The following is a 19,760-nucleotide window of genomic DNA, read 5'->3' as shown; positions in this document are numbered from 1 at the left end:
TCGAGAAATAAGGAGGGCTCAATATGAAAATCAATGAATACAACTCATGGGTGATCGACTTTTATAAAAAACGGAACTGGTATCAATATGATCCTTTTATTCGTGTTGGATTTCTTACGGAAGAAGTAGGAGAACTATCCCGGGCCATTCGCGGCGTTGAAATTGGGCGAGATCGACCTGATGAGTCTGCAAAAGATCAAGCCTACTATCGAGAGAATTTGATGGAAGAACTTGGCGATGTCTTTGACAACGTATTGATTCTCGCAGATAAATACGATATTGCTCTCGAAGACATTATGGGTCATCATAAAGCAAAACTGGAAGAGCGATTTAAAGAGGAAGGATAGCCTAGCTGCTAACTATCACTTATATTTCTTTTCCTACGCGTTATCTTGCGTTATCCTAAGTTGTGCGCCCAGTTGATCACCTGTCATTGTCAACGAGTTAGCTAAGGGAAAAATATTGTCAGATTTTCTAGTCTACTTGAAGCAAAAAAAAGGGACTGTGCCATAAGTCTCCTACAAGTAACACTAGCCGAACATTAATGATTATTGCTCCTGCGGTGCAGGGACTCCTCGTCGCAAAAGTCAGAGGGATCTATCCTAGCAACAGACTATTATTCGGTTTAACTTGTTGGATGATGACTTATGTCATAGTCCCGTATTATAAATCATTATTACAGATCAACGATTGAATTTTTTGCTGCCTAATTTCATATGAAATTGCGGATCTTTTGGTGTGGAAGGATCGACACCTCGCAAATGAGGAATTTCTCCACAGATCAATTGCAATAAGACAATGAAATTGAACGTCATAAACTCTGGATCGGTGGTCACAGGTAAGACCAGATCTGCTGCGTCTGACTCATAAGTCGTAATCAGAAAAATAGTATCCGACCATTCGGACAAAACTTCTTTCATTTTCTCAGACCTTGGCTCATCGCCGTTGTCTAAAATAAAGACCATCGAATCTTCATTGATCGCATTATAGATGCCATGAATAAACTCTTCAAATTCATATCCACTCACCGGACAACGCATCGTCTCTAACAACTTCAGGGCACTTTCTAAAACATCTCCATAAATAGCTGCCGGACCAGTCACACGGATTTCTTTTGCAGTGACTAATCGTTCCTGATTTGCAGAAATCCATTTTAATGAAGTCTCATAAACAGCTTGGAACTGTCCAGCAGCAGTTTTCACCCCTTGGATCTGTTGTTCAAATGTCTCTTCAGAAATCGTTCCTTGCTCAAGTCCCAGATAGAGAGCAAGTAATAATAGATTCAGTTTTGTACAATAAAAGCCCTTTGTTTTTGCCCCTGCTTTCTCAGGTCCACAATGGACAGTCAGAACAAAATCAGCCATTTCATCAATAAATGCTTGTTCTTCTCCTGCCATGGAAGCAGTGATACAACCTTTGCTTTTCGCTAGTTTCATAGCGTTGTAGGTGGAAAAAGAGCTACCTCCTTGAGAGATTCCGACAACTAATGTCTGTTCATTATCACTTAAAAAAGTCTCTTCAGTGATCGTGAAAGGATAGACCGCTCTTACTTCAAGTTGTAATAGTTTTTGCATTTGCGGAGCCATTTGCAACGCGGAATGATAGCTCGTTCCAGACCCTGTCAAAAAAATCCGAGTGATTTTTTCTTTTTTGATACTTGAAAAAAGACGGTCTCCTTTTTCGATAATTTCTAACAATTTACTTGGTGTCTCTTGTAAATACTCTTGAATTGATGCCATTTTTTCTCCTCCAATATTATAGAATGCCAATCAAATGAACAGCGATCCCAAAAATAATAATGCCGATCGTAATCTTAGTAATGCTCGCTTTTTTTAGCAGCTTATAAATGCCAAAGGTGAAGGCTAGCGGCAGCATCTTTGGTAATATCTGATCCAGTATATCTTGAACCACGATTTCTGCTCCGCTGATATTCCACTTTAATGGAGTCGTGATATTCAGCATCGTCGCCACCATACCTCCAACAACACATAATCCAACGATCGTTGCTACTGCCATAATTTTATCCATCAAGCCCTCTTTTTGGATACGGTCCAACGAATTGACCCCTACTTGATACCCCAGTTTCAATCCAAAGATCCGAACCAATATATTTGGCAAATTATACAAAACTAAAAACAGCAATGGACCAAAAAGATTGCCATCTTTTGCGATCGATACACCAATACCGGCAGCAATGATCCGAACAGTTCCCCAGAAGATCGAATCACCGATCCCAGCTAAAGGCCCCATCAGTGATGCTTTGACAGCGTTGATTGATTGGACATCAAAAGCCGGATTGTTCGCATTTTCTTCTTCCATCGCTGCGCTGATACCCATGATCGTTGGTACTACCGCTGGTGTCGTGTTGAAAATTTCCAAGTGGCGTGTAATTGCTGCTGCTTGATCTTCTTTATTTCTATAGAGCTTTTTGATGACTGGCAACATGGCATACATGTAACCGACATTTTGCATCCGTTCGTAGTTAAACGCACCTTGAAGAGCAAAGGACCGCCAGAATACACTTTTTAGCTGCTTCTTCTCAATCTTATTCAAAATCGATCTCTCCTTCCGTCAAGTTATCTGGGACACTGGGGATAGACTCTTTCTTCTGTTCAATATAGAAGTGCAAGATCACTGCGATACAAGCACCGATTAAAGCAATCGCAGTAATATTTAGTCCTCCGTAGGCAGCTGCTAAAAAGCCCAAGAAAAAGAAGGGCGCCATTTTCTTTGAAAAAAGCATGTCCAGCAACAAAGCAAATCCGATGGCAGGAAGCAGATTTCCAGCTACAGATAACCCATCTAATATGACATTTGGAACAGCTTCGATCATTCCCGTTACCTTATCCGCACCTAATAAAATAGCTAAGAAGGTTGGTAGAAATGTACTTAAAAAGAACAAACCAACTGGAATCCACATACAAAAGGCTAATCCTTTGTAATTTGCTTCTTTCGCATAGCTATCTGCTTTGTGGGTAAAATAAGCATTGATGATCCGAACCAATACGCCTAAAGATTGCGCTAAAACTGCGATCGGCACAGCTAATGCTAAAGCTACTTCAACACCGCTATTAGACAAAATCGCAAATGCTGTTCCTAAAATCCCTCCTGTCACCACATCTGGCGGTGTAGAAGCCCCAATACCGGCGATCCCCATCCAGATCAATTCAAGTTGCGCCCCAATGATAATTCCATTCTTTACATCGCCTAAAACCAACCCCACCAATAAACCGGTAACAAGCGGACGATCAAACATCATCTGACCAAATATTCTGCCATCTAAAATACCGATTCCAGCAATTAACCCTAACATTATTGCTTGAGCAACCATCGTGTAACCCTCCTTCTTCTAAATGTCAAAGTCCGTCAACAATTTCTTTTTATCTCTAGGCAGCATCCGAAATTCTACTTGGACACCGGCATCCTTAATCATTTTTAAGTTAGCGATATCCTTTTCGTCCACTGCCACTAGATCCGTTAATTTCTTTTTCCCCTCGCCATAACGCAAACCCCCAACATTTAATGTGGTAATTACCCCACCTGAAGCTTCGACCAATCGGCGAGCATCCTCGGTCGTCTTAACTAAAACCAAGACATTACTCTTTTTTGATGATGCAAATTTTTGAACGATTTCTCCGGATTCCGCTACTCCTCGAATGTATAGAACAACATTGGAAGGTTTCGCCAGATTTAAAGCCATAGATTTCATTTGATCATTTTTGGCATCGTCATTTACCACTAAAATCGTATTGATCCCTAAGGCCGTCGTCCAGCCAAAAGCTACTTGGCCGTGGATCAACCGATCATCAATCCTCACTAAAGATATCGTCATTGTTTTGTCCTCCTTGCTGTTTGATTAGTTGATTAATGTGTAAAATTCCTTTCTTCCCTTCTTCTATTCCCCTAAGTACCCAATCCTCAACAGATAGCTCAGCTGTTTCCTCTGAGAGTATGAGAGAAAGTAACATAGGTAAATTGACACCGGTGATTAACTGGAATTCATATCCGTTTAATAAATGATTGGTAAATAGATTTGCCACACTTCCCCCAAAGACATCTGTTAGGACGATCAACGTCTGATCTTGATTCTGCTCTAAGTAAGCAGTCATCTCTGCTTCCGCATCATCACTCGATTTTTCTTTGGTCATTGAAAAACAATCGATCTCGATATCTTCACCAGCAATCAATTTCAAACTATCAATAATCCCTTTAGAAAATGTGCCGTGGGTTGCTACTAAATATTTCATCTCTTTTCCTCCTCACTACACTTTTTTATAATGCAAAAAGCGTGCCAACTAGTGACACGCTTCGAAAAGTCCTCATCTATCAGTCAAGAAAAAGGATATTATGGATATAGCAAATTTCTGGCAATGGAATCTGCACACTATAGATTGTTTCCAGCACACTGACCGCATCTTTGATCACTCTGATTTCACGTTGATGAATAAATACAAATTGTTCAAGATCTGCAAATTCGGTAATTTCTACTTGCCGTATCAAACGCTCTACCATGCAGGAGATATGAACATAAAGACCGATTTTTCGTGGATTCGTTAACTTCAGTGCTAATCGTTCTTCCAGTGTGACAATTAATTCTTCTATGATCGACATGATTTTTTGAGTATCTAAAATAGTTAACGAATCGAGGACTCGAATGAGGGAAAAATTTTTTACCATCCGATCATTCACAATCTTCATGCCATTTTCATCCAAATCAACGCCAAAGATCTCTGACATTTTTTGCGCGTTCCCACCAGAGATAATGGTTTCTAAATAAACAAACTCGGCCTCTGGAATCAGAGGATCGTCGGTTCCAATAATGCCTAATAAATTATAGTGTTGAGAAATACTAGCGGGTATCCCGTTGGTAACCAATTCACTATATTCCATAGGGAAAAACGCTACCTCAAGCAATCCTTCCAAACATTCCGACAACATTTTTTGAATCTGAATCGCTGTACCTATCCCAGTAAAGCAAGTGGTGATTATCGCTTTTTTTTGAGCCTTTTCCGGTTCGAACAGTTGAATGTTCGGTGAGATCGATTCCTTCATCCGTTCCGCAATCTCGGTTAAAGGAGTGCCTTGAAGCATCATATTGCCAATCTCTAGTGCCATCAAAGTCCCTAGCTGATCCATACACAAAATTGGAACTGCTACGGTCTTTTTCAATAAATCATAGATCATATTCAACGACCCCATATCAATTAGGATTACCAGTCCTTTGACTGTTCCGTTTTCTCGTACATACTCTTCTACCTTTGTAGAGATGTCATGAATGGAGGCCTCGATTGGCATATCAAAGCTGGTAAATATTGACTCTCCTAGCATGCGATTACACACATTGGCGATACTGCTAGCGGTTGCGAAACCATGAGCAATGATCAATCCATCAATGTCTTTGCTCTTTCTTGTATAACGTAGTGTCGAAAAGAATAATGAGAAGAGATTAATGTCTAATGAATCGAACTGAATATCTAAACGTCGCTCAATTTCAGGAAAAATTTTCTTTAGCGTTTGCCGTTCTTTCCCATAATGCTGCTCAATGTAGGCTTCCAGTAAAAATTCAGAAGGCTGAGAAACGAAAGACGTTCTCAAAATATACTTGTAAATGTAGTGAGACACAAATAGAACGAAGCTTCCATCATAATGAAAGAACGCCTGATATTCGATTTCCCGAAATAATTCTTGCATCGTTTGATGCACAAACTCTTCCAAAGCAACTGGTTTTTGCTTTGAATCCGTAAAGACTAACCGATCCATAAAGCCAGCCACTTGTTGATCGATCAACGTACGCATCTCCGCATCCTCATCATTTTTTCTCAACGAATAAATTTGATTTAATCGATGAATAAACGCATAAAGGTCTTGCCGGCCATCATTTTCGGAAAGAGATTGTTTTTCCCCGTCGAAAACGTAATTAGTTGACTCAGAAAACTGGCTAACGATTTTATTTCGAGGAAGCGTATACATTTGTGCGGGCAGATCCTTGATGGAAACATGGACTTCATCTGAAGTAACATTTTGAGAAATCGCACTGCCGCAAACATACTTAATGGCATTTTCAATTTCACCAATATTTCCTGAATAAATGGTATGAAGAAAAATATTCATTACCTGCGAGCTGACCACTATTTTCTTTTCAAGCCGTTTGCTTTCAACTTGAAAGAGCTTCTCGATAATTTCTTTTTTTTCTAAAATACTGCGTTCGCTCAGATTAGGTAAATAGATAGTAATAGGAATTCGACGCAAAAACGTCTGTAAAAAAGCGGTGGTTTTCTCAGTTGTCGCGAAGGCCAATCGGACAGTTGCTTTTCGCTCGGTTGATTCACCGATCCGAGAAAAGGTCCCTTTATCCATGAAAGTAAAAAGTTTCTCCTGTCCTTCCGCATTCAACCGATGGACTTCATCTAGAAATAGTAGACCACCATTCGCATCTTCTAATAACCCGCGCTTCTTTTCGTAGGCACCAGTGAAGGCTCCTTTGGAGTAACCAAACAATAATCCTGACAAGAGCTCTGGATTATTATAATATTGTGCACAATTTAATACTTTAAATGGGGCTGTTTCTGATAGAACTTCTGCTTTGACCATATATTCATACATGATTTGCACGAAATAACTTTTTCCGATGCCTGTATCCCCCATCACCATAACAGGAAGACCATTATTTGGATAAAATACAGCTGTCTTCAATTGTTCAATGGGTTCAGCCAAACTTTTATCGTAACCGATCACTTTTTCAAATACACGATTGATAGGTACTTTCTCGATTTTGTCGCTTAACTCTTTTACTGAATTCAGGACTTCAGATACTTCGATAGCGAACTTTTCTTGATACCCCCCTCGATTGCCAAACAAGACGGGCCGTGTATTGATTTTAAAAAAAATGCCTTGATCAACAAAACGATTGGCCAATCGACTCGCTTGTGTTCGACTAAAGGAGAGTTGAGCTTCAATATCGGCTGTTGTAAACAGTCCCGATTCAACCGCTTCTTTAGTAGCACGATTCGCTAATTCTCGGCTCCATGTAGTCACTTCTACTTCAACATTCATTTCTACACCTCTTTCTTTGCCCTCGAAATAACAAATGTTAAAAAAGAGTATACCACGGAAAAATTTCTTTTAAAGACGAAATTAAACCTCACAGGGAATTGCTTTCATTTATTTGTTATTTCATGGCCTGTCCAATGCCTCATACTTTCTGTTTTTATTACTAAACAACATTGTCACAAAAAAACATCGAAGCTGCTCAAAATGCGCTTCGATGTTCTTTAGTAATTTTATTTTTACAATGAACCAAGTTTCCATATAAAAAGCTCATTATCAACGAACGAATAGGATTGTGTTGTTATTCGAAAACTTCTTAATGATGTTTGTAGCTGGCATAGTAAAAGCCGGATACAAATAGCGCACCTCCGATGATATTCCCAATATAGACAGGAATAAAATTCGCAAAGAATTCCAACCATGTGCCGTGGCCTTCGAAGATCGCTGCCGGAATGACAAAACAATTTGCCACACTATGCTGAAACCCGATGGCAACAAAAATCATGACTGGAAACCATATCGTCAATACTTTCCCAGCCGCATCTTTCGCACCATAAGACAACCATAATGCTAAACCGACAAACCAGTTACAGCCGATACCAGAACCAATTGCTTGTAACCAAGACGCAGCTATTTTGTGATCAGCAAGGTGAATGATTTGGTCTAAATAAACTCCTGAACTTGTCAATCCAACAAAGTGACCAAAAAAATACGCCACAAAAATCGCACCGACCATATTAGCTAAGGTAATGATCAGCCAGTTTTTCACTAGTTGCAGAAACGTGACTTTCTTATCCATAAAAGCAATCGCTACCGCCATCATATTCCCTGTAATTAATTCACCGCCCCCAAGCAGGATGACAATCAATCCGATTGGAAAAACCGCTGCTCCAACTAGACTGGTGAGACTTGAAAGTGATTCTGGAATAGAGGCAGAGACTCTAACATAGGCTAAATAGCCAAGAGAAATCATAGCCCCTCCGATGAATCCTAAAATAAGTTTCGCAATGATCGGTTTTTGTACTTTTTTGGTGCCTAGATGAATACTAATGTCCATAATTTCTTCTGGTGTGTGCATAACTCTTTGATCCCTACTTTTCCAATAGATTTTCTGATAAAAAACAATAGTGATTTCCTTCACATTTCCATCAACGATTATAACACCATCGTTTTTGATTTTGCATTGTTATTGTAAAAAAATTCACGAAATTTTCATCAGATTCTATTAAAAAAACCCCGGTTAAATCAACGTCCGTTGTTTACCGAGGAATCCGTTTGTTTTTGATCTGGGAAAGCACTCTAGAAGCAAATCCCCTTCTTGAGTTGAATATCTTAGAATTGAATGACTAATTCAGCTCTTTTATTATTTAAAGTCCTTTCCTTTAAATGCGATGGCATCCACTTGAAACAAGATGCCTACCTCACCACGGTGCGCAAAAGAAGTCTGAATAGACTTTCTGACAGGGTATTGTCCATTAAATTTTTCTTTGATGATTTTTTCCATTATCGGAATATCAAAGATATCTTTGAAAAGAGCGTCCATTTGGACCACGTCTGCTAACGTAAGTCCCGCTAGTTTCAACCGTTCTTCCAAGTGATCGAAAGCACCGATTATTTGTTGTTCGACCGATTGTCCGATATTTCCGACACAATAGCCAACAAAGACTAAATTCCCAGCCTCAATCACTCCTGAATTTGCCCAATCTCGGTTAATGTCATAGCGCTTCATCTAACTCGCCTCCTGAAATAATCTATTTGAATTTTTGTCTGAAAAAACAGCCTCTGGTTTCTTACTAAAATACATAAAATTGTTCTACTTTCTTCCAACGAGATACTCAACACCTCTCTCACTTTTTCTGCACCTTTAATTATCGCCTACCACTTAGAAAATGAGGCGACATGTTTGGTGTTAAAAAAGAAAGGTTGCGTCTTGTTCCCTTATCTTCAACAGTGAATCAACACAGCGATTCGAACACACGTGGTCCATATTGCTGCTCGTTCGATAGCTCTTTTCGCTAATCGCTTTGATCCTTTTAGAAAATAATCTCCAACCAGGCGCTGGAAAAGCATAGTTACGTCTCAGACTTTTACTCCCACCAATGATTACTTCAGCAGGGCAAACAAAAAAGCTAGTTGATCCTTCTATCAACTAGCACGAGTGGAAACAGACCGGCAGCCACTACTCCCCGAGTCAGAAACGAAAACAGTTAGGTAGCGGTCAATGTCTTTTTGCTCACTAGCCCCTCCTTTAAGCAGCCTGCTTACGAAGATATATCGAGAATTTTTCTAAAAGCTGTCGACTGGATGATCTTACTAAGAATGGTATAAGTTTGTCGATCATTCTTTCTGAGCAAGTTTAAGATATTCGTTACTTCTGCGCGATCTTCTGCTAGAAAGGCTTTAAAAAAAGCAAAGTAGAGCTGCGTGGTCAGAGAGAAGGTAGAATCAGTAAGCGATTCCGTCAATTTTTCATCTAAGAGTGATGCCTTCTCTAACTCATTATTTGTAATCAAGAATTGAATCATATTGACATACAATGCGCCGATTAGTCGATCAATCAACTCTGGGTAAAGTGACCACCAAGTGATTGCGGCAGCAATCGCTTTTGAGAGTAATGGCTCAATTCGTTCTTCCTCATCAAAAAAGATAAAAAAAGTTGTAATGAACAATTCCAGTTCCATCATTGAAAAACTCTCAAGACGTGTGAAATATTCTCTTAAAGTCACTAAAGGCCAGTGATCGATGGTCGGTTTTAGTGACCAAGCCAAAGCATATGCTGCAGAGCTGATCAACCGATCTGAGCTTATCTCTGACGCTTTATTGTCCCTATAGATCACTAATAACTTATCGACAGAATGCAGATTGAAGTCATAGTAAATAGCAATGACGTCTCTAATCGTGATTCGTTTAGTTGCAGGATTCTCCTTATCATAAAGGAAGAAAAATTCTGGTTCACTCATATTCATATTTTCTAAGATACGCTTGAATTTAAATGCTTCGATCGCATACTCTCCTGCTTCAAATTTCGCATAAAAGCTGCGGGAAGCTACACCTGAATAAACTTCTTTTTGAGTGTAGTGTTTCGACATTCTGATTTTTTTGATCAATGGGCCATACGCCTTCATCTGACCACTCCTTTTCACGTATAGTATACTACACATTTTTAAATACGGGGGAACATTTACCGATGATATAGTAACGGTAACAAGTGGAAAGGTGGTGTTCAGATGAATACAGTACTAAGCTTACAAGCATTTAAAGAAGATTCTGCCGTTTCTCCAAATTCAATCTTTACGTTTAAATGTCAAATCTCACTAAAAGTACCAGCAACAAAATAAATGCGATTAAAAAAGAATAGAATACTCCCCCCTTGGTCATTCTATTCTTTTTTAATTAGATACAAAGAGATGTCAAAGTCCCCCTTGCTTAGGTTTGATCCTTGTCGAGCAAAAGGGGAATAAAGCCAGTTTTTCAAAAAAATGAAATCAATACGTCAAGAAAAGAGGGAATCAATGGATTTCATCAATACATTCCACTTCATCTATCCTGATCTAAAAAATACATATACAGATCAAGCATTTACTTATTTAAACATTAACCAGAACGTTCCCAAGCAAGGATGGAAAATTCATGTTTCTGCTACTTATACTAATTATTTTTTGATACTGAGCGAATGTATCTCATGCTGTATCGAAAATGATGTAGATATGAAATTTTTGAAGAATCTTGATCAGTTTACAAACAACCTTTCTAAAAGTACCCCTAGAGCCTATTCAGGAAAGTTCATCACAATCTATCCCTCAACTTTAGAGAAGTTTATTGTGATGTGCGAAAAGTTATATACCCGATTAAATGATTTTCAGGGACCTTACGTTCTTTCAGACAAGAGATATAAAGATTGTAAAGTCCTCTACTACAGGTATGGACGTTGTCGAGCGGACGAAAATGAATCAGAGACAGAAAGAAAGCAATTAATTTGTCCCGATGGCTCTATTATCGAAGACAAACGGTTGCCTTATTATTCTCAGCCGCCTTTTGTACAAGATCCTTTTCATGATAGTTCACAACAAGAGAACCCATCTGCATTGCTGAATAATAGATACAAAGTAGAAACAGCTGTTCATTACTCCAATACCGGCGATGTATATTTAGGAACGGATACTATCGGCAATCGAAAGGTGATTATTAAAGAAGCGCGCCCCTATATCGAATCCTCTTCATCAGGTGATTGTATTGACATGCGCAAGAAAGAAATAGCCTTCTTTAACCTTTTTCCGCAGTATTGCCCAAAGGTTTATGACAGTTTTTACGAGTGGGAGCATTATTTTACGGTAGTCGAATTTATTGAAGGACCCACCCTCTCTGAGTTCTCAGATCGAGTAGTTGAAGAAGTGTATTTCGACGATCTTACTGGCAGCTATCGCCAGGATGCTCAAAAGATAATCATCGAGTTAATGAAAATGATAGTAGCGATTCATAAATTTGGAATCACGATTCATGACATTTCCAATACTAATATTATGTTACGAGACGGACAGCCAGTAATCATAGATTTTGAAGGTGGAAAATTTGCTTTTGAACAATACGATTACATCGTAAAGACTCCTGGTTTTGATAATGGGGATCATTCAATCGACAGAATGAAGCGAGATTATGTTTCCTTAGGGCTCCTGATTATTAACCTTTTCATCGGAACAAACCAACTGGCGCAATTGGATCAGCAAGCAGCACTTGAGACATTTTATCTTTTTGCTTGTCATTATCAGCTAGACCCTCGTTATTATTCACTGATCAGCAATTTACTATTGAGACCTCATTCGACGAACCTTGAAATCCAGCTCCATCTTATGTGCACCCACCCACTTGAAGCCGTCTCATTAGCGTATAACGAAATAAAAGAAAATCTATTAGCTGATGATCTTTCCAACGTGGATAAGAATGCAGTTCATTTGATCGACTCAAAAAGCAGTTCGGTTGATTTAACAGACTTAGCAAACGAAAAAGAACTATTCATTTTGGCTTATCTCAGTTATTTAATGGACAATCAAAAAATAACTTTTACAAATAACATAGATTTCTCTTTTGAAAAAATAGGACATGTAAATAAAACCGGTTCGGTTGATTATGCTCACTTGATTATTCTTGTTTTGGTTATGAGTCCAGCAGAAACGATCAATCGATTGAAACCTATGATTCACCTCTGGATACAAAAATTAATCGGTTCTCAGAATCAAGATGGCAGCTTTATTTCAGAATTTGATGGGGTTGAGAGAGAGGGGCTTCTTGATGGTGCAGCAATGATCGTCTGTTCATTGGTGGAAGCTTATCGTTTTTTTCGTGAGGAAAGAATACTCCAGAGTCTTACTGATTGGCTGAACTATACAGAAAAATTTGGCAAGACACATTTCCCGCAAATCAGTAAAAGAAATGCGAATAAATCACCTTATTTGGCAAATGGTAAAGCCGGTCTGCTACTGGCAAAATGGTATGTTTTGCGAAGTGGATCAGGGACAGAAGCCATGAAAAATGAAACCTTTGAGCAAATAAAAGAACTGCCACTGGTTTCTTCAAATGTCAGCTTTGGATACGGTATTAGTGGTATCGCCTATTTGAAAGTTCTGACAAATAATCTCAAAAGAAACGATTACAACTCTCTATTAACGAATCTACTATCCTACAAGGTCAATTTCAAAGGAAAGAATCGATACCCGGACTGCACCAATTCAAGAATAGAAGCGAGATTTCTCACAGGGGAAATCGGCGTCTTATTCTTAGTTGATTGTATCCGACAGAGATTGGAGGATCATCAGTGAAAACACTCTATAAACATTATAAAAGCAATATTCTTAAAATTTTGTTGCTGTCAGGCCTCTTATCCTTTTTACGCGTTCTGCCAAGTTATCTACTGGCTTTTGCCACGAATGCTATCTTTGCCAGAAATATCAGCCAATTTCTTTTTTGGGACCTAGTGATTCTCATTCTTTGGCTGATTTATGTCTGCTCAAACTATTTATTTTCAGTTTATCAGGAGAAAGAACTACAAAAAATCAGTCTTTCATTGCGAAAACGTGAAGCTGACTCTATCAAGACAGTCCCATTAGCAGACTTCAATAAAATCACGGCTGATGGCTATGTGTCGAAGCTGACAAATGATATCACACAAATCGAAACGCAGGGCGTGATGAGTTTATATCGTCTTTTTTCTAACGGATGGTTGATTTTGTTCTCAATTGTTGCATTGGCCCTTTTTAACCTTTGGCTGGTCGTTTTGGTCCTTGGTTTAACGGGATTGATCCTTTATATCCCTAATAAATTCGGGACAGTCCTTGTGGCGCTTGGACAAAAGTTATCTACTAGTAATTCCTCTTATACAAAAAGGATTGCCAATATCTTAAAAGGTTACAACGTTTTCCGTTACAATAATAGGCTGGCAGAAATTCCAAAAAAGATTACCGAATACTCTCAAGACCTTTCTGAGAATAAGGTTGCCATTGCAAAAACAAATCACAAGATTATGAACCTCATTGCTTTTTCTAGTTTATTGAGTCAAGTAGTCGTAGATATTGTGACAGGCTTTCTGGCAATTATCGGACAAACGACGATTGGAGCTATTAGTTCCAGTGGCAATTTAGCAGCAAACATCTTTAACTCTGTATCGTTGGTAGGTCAGTCGGCCATGGAACTAAGATCCATAGAGCCCGTCATAGAAACATTTTTTGTTGATAAGCCAATCGTTCGCGCCACGAAAAAAACCTACAACGAATTCACTGATTGTATACGAATCGAAAATTTATCTTTCGGCTATGACGCAAATCTCCCGATCCTAGAAAATTTAAATTTAGACATAAAAAAAGGGGGGAAATATCTCCTCACGGGTGATAGTGGCAGCGGAAAAAGTACTTTATTAAAAATCTTGATTGGTGATTTGGAAGGCTATTCAGGCGAAATAAAGGTGGATGGTCATCAGTTGATGGATATGGATAGCCACTCTTTTATTCAATATATCGACCAAGACAATTATTTGTTCAACACTTCTTATAAAGAAAATGTCGCTCTTTGGAACAACTACGCAAACACAGAAATAGCCGAAGCATTGAATAAAGCCGCGGCAGATTTTGTAGATGATATTGACAAAGTAGTTGAAAACAACGGTACCAATCTTTCCGGTGGACAAAAACAGCGCATTGGTTTAGCCAGAGCCTTTATTCAAAAAAAATCAGTCATCCTCTTTGATGAAGAAACCTCTTCATTAGATAAAAAGAATACGTTGCTCATTGAGAATCTCCTTTTGGAAGACAACGAGTTGACGGTTGTGATGATCAGTCATCATCCACTGGAAGAAAACATTCATAAATTTGATCAAATTATTTCTATCAGCGCCCCTTTAACGCCCGAATATCAACGGATGGCCACTGCCGAAGGTTAACAGTTCATGAACCGTGGAGCAAAAAATTCTCATCATTAAAAGGCTTCTAAAAAAGTGTCCTCCAAAACTGGGGGACACTTTTTTAGAAGCCTTTTTATTCAGATTTTAACAGCTGGTGAAAAGCTGTTCGCAACTGCTGCATCTTCTGTGTAGCGGATGGTTGATTTGACGCATTGACAGAATAATAAATTTTAAACTTTGGTTCTGTACCTGAAGGTCTCAGACAGACCCACGAACCATCGGTAAATATATATTTTAGAACATTGGATGATGGTAATGTAATTTTTTCGATTGATTGACCGGCCATCCACCGTTCAGAAGTCAGGAAATCTTCTTTGGCCATTAAGACAAAATCCCCCAAATGAGAAAATGACAGGGATCTTAAACGATCTAGCTGCTGACTCATCTGCGACAGTCCATCTTTACCGGGAAAAACTTTTGTTTCTAATTGCTCTTCGTAATAACCATAACGGTCATAGATTTCATTCAAGCGATCAACTAAATCAATTCCGGAAAGGAAACAGTCCAGTGCGGTCTCAGCCAATAATACAGCTGCTTGAATCGCATCCTTATCCCTGACAAATGGGGCTACCAGGTACCCAAAACTTTCTTCATAGCCGAAAAGAAACGTTTTATCTTTTGTTTCTTCTGATAATTGGATTTGTTCCCCAATAAATTTAAATCCTGTTAACGTGTTTCTAACTTCAATGCCATAAGCTTCGGCAATTTTTGCCCCTAAATCAGATGTTACAATCGTTTTTGCGATAAATGAATTTGCTGCTTGTTTTACTCGAACCAAATAATCAAGCAATAACACCCCTATTTGATTGCCATTTAGAAAGACTGGCTGTCCGTCCTTACGTACAACAGCACCCAAGCGGTCCGCGTCTGGATCTGTGGCTAGAATTAGCTGTGTTGGCTGTGTTTGAGCCTCTTTCAATGCTAGAGTAAACGCCTGTTGGTCTTCTGGATTAGGAGAAGAGACAGTTGTAAAATCAGGATCAGGCAGTTCTTGCTCTTTCACTGTCCGAAGATTCGTAAATCCCAAGCGTTGAAAGGCCTTTTGTATCAATACATTTCCAGTACCATGAAGTGGGGTATAAACCATTGAAAGCTGTGAGCCAAAATGGCGGATCCTTTCAGGATTTTGGGCCACCTGAATCAATTGATCTAAATACAACGCATCTACTTCTTTCCCAAAAATATCAATCAACTGTTGCTCGACATAAGTTGACAATAAATCCGCTTCGATCATTAATTCATTTTGAATACTTGCTAATATTCCCATCAATTCTTCGGCAGTTCCTAGTGTAATTTGACCGCCGTCCGAAGCATACACTTTAAATCCATTGTATTGCTTAGGATTATGACTCGCAGTGATCATGACACCTGCAAAGGCTTTATAATACCGAACTAGAAAAGACAATTGCGGGGTCGGACGTAATTGATCAGATAAATAGACCCGAATCCCCTGACTGGCTAATACGCGAGCGGTCCATTCCGCAAATCGTTTAGAACCATGTCGATTATCAAAAGAAATCACTACCCCCTGTTGTTCAGCATGCGCTTTTTGAACATAGCGAGCTAATCCAAGTGCTGCCCGCTTAATGGTGTAGTCATTGATTCGGTTGATGCCAACACCTAGCTCTCCCCGCATCCCCCCTGTCCCAAAAGCCAAATAGTCATAAAAGTGTTCTTCTATCACAGCAGGATCAGACAGAGCGAGCAGCTGATCTTTCAAGTTTGCTTCCAAAGATGGATAATCTAACCATTCTTGATATTTTCGTTGCCAATTCATTTTGTTTCCTCTTTTAATTGTTTGAGAATCTCTGCAATCGACAAGGTGCAGCCAGCCATTGAAGTATCTGCTACGCCATAATACATCGTCAATTGATCGCCAATTTGTATGCCACCACAGCCAAAGACGACATCGCCAAAGAACCCATTCTTTTCATAGTCTGCTTCAGGTTCCATGATTGGTTTTTGACTTCTAGCAAGGACTCTCGTTGGGTCTTGCAAATCTACTAAGGCTGCACCCATACAATAGCGATGTTCAGGAGTCGCACCATGATAAATAATCAACCAGCCTTCGCTGGTTTTAATAGGAACCAACCCGCCACCTACACGCCCACTGTCCCAACAATCTTCACGAATCCCTAGTAAATGCCGGTGCTGTCCCCAGCTAACTAAATCTGGCGAAGAAGCAATCCAAATGTCATAGTTGCCAATGCTTTTCAGAGAGGGACGGTGTAAGGCGTAATAACGCCCATTGATTTGTTCTGGAAAAATCAGCACATCTTTGTTCTCTGGTGCAAAGATATTCCCTAAATCTTGATAGGATTGAAAATCCTTGGTAGCTACTAATGAATCACAAACACCCATTGGTGAGACAGAACTAAAGTTGATATAGTAAATATCGCCAATCTGTGTGCATCGCGCGTCTTCGATGCCATATGATTGATATTCATTGAAAGGATACAAGAATGCCTCCTCATCAATCGTAAAATGATGCCCATCTTTACTGCGGGCAATTCGAATATAAGAAAGAGATGTCAGATAGACAAAACTATCCAACTTGTCTTTTTTGCGGATCATTCTCGGATCGTCAAAATCATAATCTGGATCATCTCGGTGGAATGTTAATACTTCCATCGTTTGTGTTCTTGGATCAAATACAGGCGCTTTAATAACGTTAAGGTCGTCAGAGATTGGGCGCTCTGCCACACGTAATAAAAGTAAGACTTCATCGTTGTATTTTGCTACTCCACCATTAAAGGCGCCAATCACTTCATACCCTTCATGTAATGGTTTCACATCTGCGGGAGTGATCAATGGATTTTCATTAAAACGTTCTATTTTCATCTGCTTAACCTCTATCTAAATGGATTTTCTAGTTTGATTTTCTGCGCGCCTGCATCACTGATGCCGGCATATAGTACAATATGATCTTTATATATATGAATACCACCGCTAAAGACGACATCTTCTAAATCTGGGCGTTTCATTGGTCCTTGTTGGAAATCGTTTCTTTCTGCAATAATTTTTGCCTGTGTCATAGCAAATTGATTTCGTTCCAGACAGAAAACCATCGCATAATAATGACGATTTCCTTGATCATCGAAATTCGCGATATGGCCTAAGACCCAAATGTCGCCATCAATCTCATGGATCTCATTGCCGCCACCCCATTCGCTTTCACAGAACTGGTCAGACAGTAACGGGGCTTCTGTAATTGTTTCAATGGTCAAATCACTAAGAGTATGAACGATCGTTGCACCTATCTTGCCTCGGCCACCTTTAGTTCCTTGCGGTCGTGTCAGCACTAGGATTTCTCCAGAAGATAATTGTTTCAAGCGCAAGTCTTTCATCCCCCACGGCCCCTCAAAGATTTTCTTTGCTTCGGAAAGAGTCGCCAAGTGATAAAAAACCGTACGCCAATTCGCTGTGCCATCTTCTAGAAAAACAACTTCAACCCCCCCAAGGATGACTTGTCCGTCAATTCGAGTATAAAAAGGATCCTGTAAAGAAAGTTCGATACTATCAGCGATTAGTGTCCACCTGTTTGATTCAACCTCTTCAAATAAACTGACAGTGGAAACTTCACTGTCTCTTGATTCAATGCGACCTGCAATCACTTCTTTCCCCGCCAATTCAAAAGGGGCAGTGATATTATAAACATCTTGATCACCCACACCGCTAAATCGCAAAATTGCGGCTTTTTTGACTACTTTGGCTTTCTCATTTCGATACTCCTGCAATAATTGCTTGATATAAATCATCGTTGCTCCTTTCCAATCCAACATGCCTTTGCCGGCAGATGAACCCAGTGACCATCTTCACTTAACATGCCATTTCCAAAAATGGTCTTTCGATTTCCTTCTAACGAGTGCTTGATCGGCTGTCCAAAATTTAAAATAATTTGTAGGCTTTCCGTTTGATAACTCAAGCAATCTCCTGTTAATACAATGTTGCGGATGGCTGTAAAAGGTCCTTCTATTTTTCGCAACCGAATCAGTTTTTGATAATCTGCCAAAATCCCCTTCGCCTCCTGGTTCACCGCTGCCAATCCGATCCAACCGCTTTGCTGATTTGATAGCCAAGGAAGCATGCCCCTCGAGCGGTCACGATTCACTTGGTTGGCCATTATTAAAGCGTGTGACTTTCCTCTTAAAATCAGTTCTTCTTGGTATTTATTTTTTGCTTGAATATCCCTGATATCAGCTAGCTGCTGAGGCAAATAGTCACCGACACCTTGTTCTTCTCCCTGAAATAAAAAGGGAATGCCACGATTGATCAACAGAAACACGGTCAATAAGCGATAGATGTCGCGGTTTTCATTTGCAAGCCGCTGCCATGAACGGCTCATATCATGGCTGTTAAAGAACAGCGTAGGCATTTTCTTTTGTTGACTCATTTCTTTAAAATCCCTAGCTAGTTTCTCAAGATCCAATGCTTCCATGCTGCCCAAATTAAAATGAAATGCGGTATCGAACAATCCATCTTCTGTATAACTGTTGATCAATGAGAGTTGATCCGAGCTAATTTCAGCCACTGTAAAAATTGATGGATCGACTGCTTTGATCCACTGATTTAATTCCTTTAACACACGTTTGATCCCCGGTTGATTCACATCATTGCGATGATCTTGTTTCCCATCTTTTCCCACTGGATTATCAATAAATTGATCACTGACCGTCAAATTATTGATGACATCAAAACGGAACCCATCGACACCTCTGTCTAGCCAAAATCGCAAGACATCAAAAACGGCTTGTCTCACTTCTTGATTCTGCCAGTTCAAGTCTGCTTGCTCTTCGGCAAAGCTATGGTAATAATATTGATCCGTAGCCGCGTCATACTTCCAAGCAGAACCACAAAAAAAACTTTCCCAGTTGTTTGGTTGATCTTGCCATATATACCAGTCCCGCTTTGGATGTTCTTTGCCACTGGCTGATTCGATGAACCAAGGATGTTCGGTAGAAGTATGATTAACTACGACATCAATGATAATTCTCATTTCTAGCTGATGGGCTTCTTCCACAAGGAGATCAAAAGCGGCTAAAGTACCATACTGAGGATCAACCCCACAATAATCGGAGACATCATATCCATTGTCAACTTTAGGCGAAGGATAAAATGGTGTTAGCCAGAGGGCATCCATACCGGATTCTTTTAAATAGGGCAATTTTTCACGAATCCCATTGATATCGCCTATTCCATCTCCGTCACTATCTGCAAATGAGGCAATATAAATTTCATAAAATACAGCATTTTCCCACCACATTCG

The 19,760-nt window shown here is 39.5% G+C and carries 16 protein-coding genes; 3 read left to right on the top strand and 13 right to left on the bottom strand.

The features are described from left to right. Window positions 1-23: 23 nt before the first annotated feature. Complete coding sequence (locus tag DVW06_RS00185; protein WP_003125503.1) at window positions 24-347, top strand: MazG nucleotide pyrophosphohydrolase domain-containing protein; 324 nt, start codon at window positions 24-26, stop codon at window positions 345-347. Window positions 348-683: 336 nt separating this feature from the next. On the opposite strand, the gene DVW06_RS00180 is transcribed toward DVW06_RS00185, so the two are convergent. The 9 genes from DVW06_RS00180 to DVW06_RS00140 all read right to left on the bottom strand — a co-directional run bounded on the left by DVW06_RS00180 (window position 684) and on the right by DVW06_RS00140 (window position 10,172). Then, a complete protein-coding gene (locus tag DVW06_RS00180; RefSeq protein WP_003125502.1) occupies window positions 684-1,739 on the bottom strand; it encodes an SIS domain-containing protein in 1,056 nt (351 codons plus the stop codon). Between the two features lie 16 nt (window positions 1,740-1,755). After that, on the bottom strand, window positions 1,756-2,553 hold the full coding sequence (locus DVW06_RS00175) for a PTS system mannose/fructose/sorbose family transporter subunit IID (RefSeq protein WP_003125501.1): 798 nt from the start codon (window positions 2,551-2,553) through the stop codon (window positions 1,756-1,758). Continuing rightward, window positions 2,546-3,331: a PTS mannose/fructose/sorbose/N-acetylgalactosamine transporter subunit IIC gene (locus tag DVW06_RS00170; RefSeq protein WP_003125499.1), complete on the bottom strand. Its 786-nt coding sequence runs from the start codon at window positions 3,329-3,331 to the stop codon at window positions 2,546-2,548. Before DVW06_RS00170 ends, DVW06_RS00175 begins: the two co-directional genes overlap by 8 nt. Window positions 3,332-3,349: 18 nt before the next feature. Beyond that, a complete protein-coding gene (locus tag DVW06_RS00165) occupies window positions 3,350-3,832 on the bottom strand; it encodes a PTS sugar transporter subunit IIB (protein ID WP_003125497.1) in 483 nt (160 codons plus the stop codon). After that, the gene (locus DVW06_RS00160; RefSeq protein WP_003125495.1) at window positions 3,807-4,247 is read right to left on the bottom strand and encodes a PTS sugar transporter subunit IIA; all 441 of its coding nucleotides are present in this window, start codon (window positions 4,245-4,247) and stop codon (window positions 3,807-3,809) included. The genes DVW06_RS00165 and DVW06_RS00160 overlap by 26 nt, the downstream gene beginning before the upstream one ends. Window positions 4,248-4,326: 79 nt before the next feature. After that, window positions 4,327-7,053: a sigma 54-interacting transcriptional regulator gene (locus tag DVW06_RS00155; protein ID WP_003125493.1), complete on the bottom strand. Its 2,727-nt coding sequence runs from the start codon at window positions 7,051-7,053 to the stop codon at window positions 4,327-4,329. Window positions 7,054-7,363: 310 nt separating this feature from the next. Then, the gene (locus DVW06_RS00150) at window positions 7,364-8,125 is read right to left on the bottom strand and encodes a formate/nitrite transporter family protein (RefSeq protein ID WP_005470423.1); all 762 of its coding nucleotides are present in this window, start codon (window positions 8,123-8,125) and stop codon (window positions 7,364-7,366) included. 285 nt (window positions 8,126-8,410) lie between these two features. Then, window positions 8,411-8,776: a RidA family protein gene (locus tag DVW06_RS00145; protein WP_003125490.1), complete on the bottom strand. Its 366-nt coding sequence runs from the start codon at window positions 8,774-8,776 to the stop codon at window positions 8,411-8,413. Window positions 8,777-9,308: 532 nt separating this feature from the next. Continuing rightward, the gene (locus DVW06_RS00140; protein WP_034703999.1) at window positions 9,309-10,172 is read right to left on the bottom strand and encodes a helix-turn-helix domain-containing protein; all 864 of its coding nucleotides are present in this window, start codon (window positions 10,170-10,172) and stop codon (window positions 9,309-9,311) included. 387 nt (window positions 10,173-10,559) lie between these two features. Between DVW06_RS00140 and DVW06_RS00135 the strand changes: the two genes are divergently transcribed. Both DVW06_RS00135 and DVW06_RS00130 read left to right on the top strand, forming a co-directional pair. After that, window positions 10,560-12,860: a class III lanthionine synthetase LanKC N-terminal domain-containing protein gene (locus tag DVW06_RS00135; protein WP_137264292.1), complete on the top strand. Its 2,301-nt coding sequence runs from the start codon at window positions 10,560-10,562 to the stop codon at window positions 12,858-12,860. Beyond that, on the top strand, window positions 12,857-14,473 hold the full coding sequence (locus DVW06_RS00130) for an ATP-binding cassette domain-containing protein (protein WP_003125486.1): 1,617 nt from the start codon (window positions 12,857-12,859) through the stop codon (window positions 14,471-14,473). The genes DVW06_RS00135 and DVW06_RS00130 overlap by 4 nt, the downstream gene beginning before the upstream one ends. A 94-nt stretch (window positions 14,474-14,567) precedes the next feature. Here the strand turns inward: DVW06_RS00130 and DVW06_RS00125 are convergent, their stop codons facing one another. Genes DVW06_RS00125 through DVW06_RS00110 form a run of 4 tightly spaced genes read right to left on the bottom strand, consistent with a single transcriptional unit; the run spans window position 14,568 to window position 19,757 of the window. After that, window positions 14,568-16,271: a phospho-sugar mutase gene (locus DVW06_RS00125; protein WP_005470415.1), complete on the bottom strand. Its 1,704-nt coding sequence runs from the start codon at window positions 16,269-16,271 to the stop codon at window positions 14,568-14,570. Beyond that, the gene (locus DVW06_RS00120; protein ID WP_003125483.1) at window positions 16,268-17,335 is read right to left on the bottom strand and encodes a BtaManbiosPhlase; all 1,068 of its coding nucleotides are present in this window, start codon (window positions 17,333-17,335) and stop codon (window positions 16,268-16,270) included. Before DVW06_RS00120 ends, DVW06_RS00125 begins: the two co-directional genes overlap by 4 nt. An 11-nt stretch (window positions 17,336-17,346) precedes the next feature. After that, window positions 17,347-18,252: an MTP-1 family protein gene (locus DVW06_RS00115; protein ID WP_003125481.1), complete on the bottom strand. Its 906-nt coding sequence runs from the start codon at window positions 18,250-18,252 to the stop codon at window positions 17,347-17,349. Continuing rightward, window positions 18,249-19,757 carry an alpha-amylase family glycosyl hydrolase gene (locus DVW06_RS00110; protein WP_137264291.1) on the bottom strand — a complete coding sequence of 503 codons (1,509 nt, stop codon included), beginning with the start codon at window positions 19,755-19,757 and terminating at the stop codon, window positions 18,249-18,251. The genes DVW06_RS00115 and DVW06_RS00110 overlap by 4 nt, the downstream gene beginning before the upstream one ends. Window positions 19,758-19,760: the final 3 nt, after the last annotated feature.

The sequence above is a fragment of the Enterococcus sp. ARL09-542 genome, assembly GCF_005234805.1.
Taxonomy (GTDB): domain Bacteria; phylum Bacillota; class Bacilli; order Lactobacillales; family Enterococcaceae; genus Enterococcus_D; species Enterococcus_D gallinarum.
The sequence above is the reverse complement of the archived record's forward strand: the minus strand, read 5'-3'. Positions and strand labels throughout refer to the sequence as shown.

Bases quoted from the DNA above. Each gene is read 5' to 3' on its own strand.
- DVW06_RS00165 (WP_003125497.1), bottom strand. From the start codon at position 3,832: ATGACGATATCTTTAGTGAGGATTGATGATCGGTTGATCCACGGCCAA.
- DVW06_RS00160 (WP_003125495.1), bottom strand. From the start codon at position 4,247: ATGAAATATTTAGTAGCAACCCACGGCACATTTTCTAAAGGGATTATT.
- DVW06_RS00150 (WP_005470423.1), bottom strand. From the start codon at position 8,125: ATGCACACACCAGAAGAAATTATGGACATTAGTATTCATCTAGGCACC.
- DVW06_RS00120 (WP_003125483.1), bottom strand. From the start codon at position 17,335: ATGAAAATAGAACGTTTTAATGAAAATCCATTGATCACTCCCGCAGAT.
- DVW06_RS00135 (WP_137264292.1), top strand. From the start codon at position 10,560: ATGGATTTCATCAATACATTCCACTTCATCTATCCTGATCTAAAAAAT.
- DVW06_RS00125 (WP_005470415.1), bottom strand. From the start codon at position 16,271: ATGAATTGGCAACGAAAATATCAAGAATGGTTAGATTATCCATCTTTG.
- DVW06_RS00110 (WP_137264291.1), bottom strand. From the start codon at position 19,757: ATGTGGTGGGAAAATGCTGTATTTTATGAAATTTATATTGCCTCATTT.
- DVW06_RS00145 (WP_003125490.1), bottom strand. From the start codon at position 8,776: ATGAAGCGCTATGACATTAACCGAGATTGGGCAAATTCAGGAGTGATT.
- DVW06_RS00170 (WP_003125499.1), bottom strand. From the start codon at position 3,331: ATGGTTGCTCAAGCAATAATGTTAGGGTTAATTGCTGGAATCGGTATT.
- DVW06_RS00140 (WP_034703999.1), bottom strand. From the start codon at position 10,172: ATGAAGGCGTATGGCCCATTGATCAAAAAAATCAGAATGTCGAAACAC.
- DVW06_RS00180 (WP_003125502.1), bottom strand. From the start codon at position 1,739: ATGGCATCAATTCAAGAGTATTTACAAGAGACACCAAGTAAATTGTTA.
- DVW06_RS00185 (WP_003125503.1), top strand. From the start codon at position 24: ATGAAAATCAATGAATACAACTCATGGGTGATCGACTTTTATAAAAAA.
- DVW06_RS00115 (WP_003125481.1), bottom strand. From the start codon at position 18,252: ATGATTTATATCAAGCAATTATTGCAGGAGTATCGAAATGAGAAAGCC.
- DVW06_RS00155 (WP_003125493.1), bottom strand. From the start codon at position 7,053: ATGAATGTTGAAGTAGAAGTGACTACATGGAGCCGAGAATTAGCGAAT.